The organism is Phycisphaerae bacterium, from assembly GCA_035384605.1.
In the GTDB taxonomy this organism is placed as follows: domain Bacteria; phylum Planctomycetota; class Phycisphaerae; order UBA1845; family PWPN01; genus JAUCQB01.
On sequence record DAOOIV010000073.1, the window covers coordinates 1 to 6,573 of the forward strand.

3 protein-coding genes are annotated in these 6,573 nt (G+C 61.4%); all 3 read left to right on the forward strand.

Annotation, left to right across the window (positions count from 1 at the left end):
* The coding region (locus PLL20_15010; GenBank protein ID HPD31300.1) for a tetratricopeptide repeat protein at window positions 1-4,051 on the forward strand (4,051 nt) is incomplete at its 5' end.
* Window positions 4,052-4,188: 137 nt separating this feature from the next.
* Window positions 4,189-5,958, forward strand: coding sequence for a DUF2961 domain-containing protein (locus tag PLL20_15015; protein HPD31301.1), 1,770 nt, complete (start codon window positions 4,189-4,191; stop codon window positions 5,956-5,958).
* A 144-nt stretch (window positions 5,959-6,102) separates the two neighbouring features.
* A partial coding sequence (locus PLL20_15020) for a glycosidase (protein ID HPD31302.1) occupies window positions 6,103-6,573 on the forward strand: 471 nt, incomplete at its 3' end.

The window sequence follows — 6,573 nt, forward strand, 5'->3', positions numbered from 1 at the left end:
CGTCGAGGTCCTCACCGGCCTGGCGCGATTCTGGCAAACCAGACGCCCCCCCGGACAAACGGAGGAAGAGCAGAAGAAACATCGCGAGGAATACCGGGCCCTCGCCAGGAAATACTACGAGCAGGCGATCCGGATTAACGCCGACACGTTCGACGCTTACCAAGGCCTCGCTCGCGTCTATCTCGCACAAGAAGAACCGGATAAAGCCATTCAGGTCCTCAAGAGCCGTCTGAATCGTGGTTACAATCGCAAACATTACCTCGCCGGCATCGACACGATCCGGATGATGAACCTGCGAGAGGATTGTTTCAAGATCAACATGACGAGGTTGTACGCGCTGCTGCAAAAACCGTCGTCGGCCGACGAACGGGACCGGGCGAAGAAGGCCGTCATCAACGAGATGACCGAATTGTACAACCAGACCGTGGCGGACACGGCCGCCGGAGAGCAACACCAGTGGGCATTGTTCATGAAAGGACGCTTGCTGATGGTCGAGGATAACATCAACGGAGCCATCAGCAAGCTTGAGCAGGCGGTCAAGGCCTTCCCGTCCCCTCCCCCGGAATTGCGGCAGACCCTGGCCAGCTTGTATCTGCGAACGCGGGCCTTCGGCCCCGCCGTAACCCAATTGGAGCTTCTGGTCAGCGAGTCGCCGTCCAATGCCGCTGCATGGACCCTGCTCGGCGAGGCACGACTTCAAGCCGCGGATCCCGCGAGCCCGACATACGTAACCGCTCTCACGGCGGCCTCCAACGCGGTCAAAGAGGCGCTCAGGTACGACCCCAACAATCGCCAGGCACTTGATACGCTCGCCCGGATCTACCGGGCGATGGGTGATGAAGAAAGCGCCAACGAAATCGTCTCCAAAATGGGAATCTCGCCGGAGCAGTTGAAACTCCGCGAGGCAATGATCACGGCCATGCAGGCCGGCAGCGACGAGGCCAAGATCGCGGAAGCGGAAAAGATGTTGAAGGAACTGCTGGCGGCGGATCCCCTGAACACCTCCGCGCTTGAGATCCTTGTCAGAATCCTGAGCGATCGCCACGCTCGGGCGGATGAGTCCGGCAAAGCCGGAATTGCGGCCGATATTCACAAGATCATCAATGAGGCGCGTTCCGCCGTGTCCAGAAGAATAGCCGCGGCGGACTCGGCAACTCAACCGGCTGCCGAACGCGAACGCTACTCGAACATCGCAAAAGCCATCGAGCGGTTCGCCATCGCCGCAGATCCCGACATGAACGACGAGGAAAAGATCCGCGGCCTGGAAGACCTCATCAGGAAAGGGGACGACCCCTACCAGGTTGCGGTCCAATTGTTCGACATCTATCGCCGCATGGAGAAAACCAAGGCGCAAGCGGCCGAACAAGCGGCCAAGATACTGGCGATGGCTTTGGAGCCCGACCAAGGGCCCGTCGTTGAGGAGATATTCCTGTTCGCCACTAGAAACCAGGACTGGTCGCTGGCCGAGAGATGTATCCCCTTGGCCGCCAGGACCGGCCTGGATCCAACCCCTAACGGGCATCTCTACCGAGGCCGCTTGTTCCTGGCCCAGGCCGGTGCCGGCTTGGATCCGCAGGAAAACGCAAAGAAAGCAAGAGACTCGCTCCAGCTTGCGGTGAACGCCTTCCCGCAGCATGCGATGGCCCACGTCTGGCTCGGCTTCTCACACATAGGACTGAAGCAGCACGCGGAAGCCAAGAAGGCGCTCGAGGTCGCCAGGCAACTCGATCCGCGAAACGGTCTTGCGCTCGTGGGGTTGGGCATGGTCGCCGAATCCCAAGGCGATTTCGAGACGTTGAACAACCTCCTCGACGCCTGCGAGAAGATCGCCCCGCAGAACCCGTGGGTGCAGGCCCGGCTCGCCGCTCGCCGAGAGCAGATGGATCCCAACCAAGCGATCGTCCAACGTGAGGCGACACGCAAGGAAAAACCCCAGGACGTCGAGAATCTCATGGCCTTGGCCGCCCTCTACCAGCGGGTGAACAGGCTGGACGACGCCTTGAAAACCTATCAGGAATGCCACGCCCTCGATCCCGCCAACCTGCAGGCAGCCGAGCGTTGCGCGACCCTGCTGACCCAACGCAGGGAATACGACGCGGCCGAAAAGGTGCTCGACAAACTTGCCCAGTCAATCGACCGGAACGACGCCCATCAGAAAGCGACGGTGCAGCTCCTGCGAGCGGCTTTGGTCGGCAACAAACTCAGACACCAGTACGGCGGCATCCCCGCAAGCCAGCAGGCCGACCTCGACAACGAATTCCTCGAAGCGGCGAAAATGAGCGATCGCCCGGAGGTCATCAACAATCTGGTGAAGTACTTCCGAATGACCGGTCGCACCAATGAAGCCGTCCAGTGGCAGCGTCGATTGATTGAGGCCGTCGCCAAGCACTTCCCGCAATTGGATGCCCAGAAAGAACCTCGCCTGGCGCTCGTTGACATGCTGCTCCAGACCGGCGACGTCGGGCGCGCTCCGGAAATCGAGAAGGAAATCAGCGACTTCCGGGGACTGTTCCCGGACGATCACCGGGTGCATCTGCTCGAGGGCCGGCTCAATGCCATGAAAGGCGACGACGCCAGGACCATCGAGTCGTTCAGCAACTACATCAAGAACATGCCGCAGGACCCCGTCGGTTATTCGTACCGCGGCCAAACCTATCTGCTGATCCGGCGATGGAACGAGGGCATCAGGGATCTCCAGGAGGCAAAGCGGCTCGACCCCGCCTATCAGAACTACTCGCTGCGGGTCCTGCTGGCTCGGGCTTATAACGAGATCGGACAGTACGAATCGGCAATCAACGAGCTTCAGTCCATTCTTTCGGAAAGCAGCAACCACCTTCAGGCCATCGAGACGCTGGTGAACACCTACGAGTCAAAGGTGGTCAATCGCAGGACCGCGACGGATAGTCTGCTGGCAGCCAGAGCCCAGGCGGATCCTCAGAACCCGATCTGGCCGGCGATGCGGGCCAACGTGGCCATGAGTCGCAACCAGCATGGCGACGCCATTCGTTTCGCGCGAGAGGCCGCAGAGAAAAGCAAGACGGCCGACGGCCAATACGACCCCGCGAGATTGGACTCCTTCTTCAGGCTCTGTCTCCAACTGGGTCAATTCGATGAACTGCTGGCTTTCGTCAAGGACAAGATGGCCCCAGCGCAGCAGGCCCTGCCGATCGTGCACCTATTCGTGGCCAGCGCCCATGCCGGCAAGCATGACGCCGAGAAGGCAATTGAACATTATCTGGCCTCGATCCAGGACGGCCACATCGACCTCGGTCTGGCCACCGGCATGATCCTCGGCGACATCACCAGTGGACGTCTTACGGCCGATGCCGCCGCAGCCGCGGCCACGAAACGGGCAGACGCCGAACCCGACAATCCCATGGCCAAGCTGCTCCTTCTCCTGGTCCAGCGGGATCAGCGCGAACCCTCCGTGTCCATCCAGGCTTTCCGCGAGTTGGCCGACACCATCAAACCCGACAATGCCAGGAACAAGACCGTGTTGTTGTGGCTGAAGGCTCAGATGGCGGACCTCGCTCATCAGAAAACCCGGCAATACAACGAGGCCGTGAAGCTATACGAAGAAATGATTCAACTGGAGCCGAGGCACACGGTTGCGCGCAACAATCTGGCGTACCTGCTCATGACGTATTTGAACGACCCCCAGGCCGCACTGCCTCACGCCGAAGCGGCCGTCCAAACCGCCCCCGACAACGGCAGTGTTATCGACACCCTGGGATGGTGCCAACTGTTGCTCAAGAACTACGACGAGGCAGTGGCGCGCCTGCGACAGGCAACGCAGCTTGAGCCGGAGGTCGCATCGGTCCGTTACCACGCGGCCGAGGCTTTCTATCAGCGGGCATTGGCCGATGGCGCCAAGAGCCGTGAAGCTGACCTCGAAGCGGCCAAGACCGAAGTGCAGCGAGCCTACGAACTGATCGTCAAGAACGGGAAAGACCCGGAGAACATCATCGGCAAGGTGATCGAGCTGGGCGGCAAACTGGGCCTTTCGCTGAGCCCGCCGACCAGCGCTCCGGGAACCTCGCCGCAATCTTGACCGCCGCGGCCGCAGCAAACGATCGCCCTCCGTCCCCTTACCTCGCAGGGCAATGGGGCGAAGCATCGAGAACGCCTTGTTGACGCATCTTTCGTCGGCCGCTCAGGGAAAGGCCTCGGCAACCGGGGACGAAAAACATGAGAACCACGGTATTGATCCTGGCGGTGTTGGCGGGTATTGCCCGTTCTTGCCATGGACAGGCCGCCTCGGGTTACGATGACTACCTGGAGTGGCAACACTGGAGCCGGATTCAGACCGGAGCGCGCGCAGGACTTGCCTCCAGCTACGACCGCGCCGGAGCTAATGCCGACTACAGTCAGTACGACGACCCACCGGGGCTCCAGACCCAGCCGGTTCCGGCCACGGTCAGGACGATCAGCGGCCCTGGCGTGATCTACCGCTTCTGGATGCCTCACCTGACCGCCAAGCAATCGTTCGTCGTACGCATGTTCTTTGACGAAGAGACGACGCCCCGCATAGACACGAACAGCCTGGCCCTGCTCGGCGGAGGTTTCGGGTACTTTTCCGCGCCTCTTGTCACCACATGTGCCGGCGGGCAGGTCTGCTACGAACCGATCCCCTTTGCCCAGTCATTGAAGATCGAGACGGTCAACCAGCAATTACCTACCGATGGATCCTGGTCGGCCAGGCGGCACTACTATCAGTACACCTATATGACCTTCCCGCCGGGCACTGACGTCCGCTCGTACACCGGCACGCTGACGCCCGAACAGCAGGCGGCCCGCGATGCGACGGCGGCGATGTTCAACAATGCAGGCCGGCATCCGGCCGGGACCAGCCCCACGGCGGTGCGGCTCGACACGACGGCCACGACTGTTTCTGCCGGCGAGTCGATTACGCTGGCCTGTTTGGCCGGTCCGGGCGTAATTCGCCGGCTCAACGTGCGGATGGAAACGGCGACCGAAGAGCAACTGGAGAACCTTCGTCTGCTCGTATTCTATGACAACGCCGCTGAGCCGGCCGTCGACGCCTCCGTCGCCTGCTTCTTCGGTGCCGGCAGATCGCGGGCACCCTACCGCAGCATTCCACTGGGTACCGATTCGCCTGACGGCTTCTATTGCTACTGGCCCATGCCGTTCCGCCGCTCCGTGTCAGTTGTGTTGTCAAATACCGGCGCGGATGCCGTCCCGGTGGACTCCGCCGTCGTCGAGTACGAGCCTGGCTCGTTCGATCCGGCCCTGGGGTACTTGCACGCCAAGACCAGCAATACCATCCGCCAGTCCGGGCAGGTCTTCCACCCCATCCTCTCCGCCGACGGTTGCGGGCACTACGTGGGCAACCTCCTGTACATCCACGAATCCAGGAACGCATTCAGCATGCTGGAGGGTGACGAGGTTATCGCCGTGGATGGGGTGACGACATGCTACGGCACCGGCACCGAGGACGCCTACAACGGCGGCTATTACTACAATTGGGTCGCGGTGCAGTCAGACGAACCAGAGGGTACCTACCCTCCCTCGGCTACTCGCCCCCTTCATGGAATCATCTACGTGCGCCGCGATGCGACCCCGATCGCCCGGGCAGACCAATACCGTTGGTACATCGCCGACCGCGTGCCGTTCTGCCAGTCAATCCGGGTTGACATCGAATGCCGTTACGCCCTCGTCGGGGCCGAGTACACGTCCGTCGCATTCTGGTATCAGCTTCCGCCCGTGCCCGGAAACTTTGACAATGACTGCGACGTGGATGCCGACGACTTCGCCCGGTTCGAATCCTGTGCGACCGGCCCAGGCGTTCCTGGTTCAGCGTCTCCCGCCTGCACCATGGTTCAGTTCGAGGCCGCCGACTTCGACCACGATGGCGATGTCGACCAACGCGACTTCGGCATCTTTCAGCTTTGTTACAGCGGGGAGAATGTGCTGGCAGATCCGAACTGTGGAAGCTGATAGTAGAAGCTGCCAACACTGCGATCGCTGCGTCTGACCCGGCCGCACCGGACATCCAGCGGCCTGCCGAGGGATGGCCAACAGAGAAAAGAAAACCGGTTCCGTCACCGAACATACTACATCTTCCGAGCGAGGTATCTGCCCATGTCGACCGTCATGTTTCGGCGTTGCCCCGAAAACCCCATTGTCCGCCCCGGGCTCTACCCCTGGCGAAGAGCTGTCACGTTCAACCCGGCCGCCCTCTATGAAAACGGCAAAGTGTACCTCTATGAACGTGCGGCTGGCGGGCTGCGACCATTCCACTGCTACATCGGACTTCTCGAAAGCGGCGATGGCGTGCACTTTCGTCACGTCAGCGACCAGCCGGTGTTCACGCCCGAAATGGCCGGCAACCGGTACGGCACGGTGCAAGACCCCCGCATCGTCAAACTCGACGGCCTCTACTACCTCAGTTTTGCCTTCCGCCCTTACGCCTGGAACATCTGGCCCACCGGTCTGGGCGTCCCCGAAGCCGCTCAGCCGACCTTTCCCGGCTTCTCCGGCCGCGACGAGGATAATCAGACGCGCTCGGGCATCGCCGTCTCGACCGACCGCCTGCATTGGAAGCTTCATTCA

What these genes read in the sequence shown, in the direction of transcription:
- PLL20_15015 (HPD31301.1), top strand. Translation starts at nt 4,189, where the DNA reads ATGAGAACCACGGTATTGATCCTGGCGGTGTTGGCGGGTATTGCCCGT.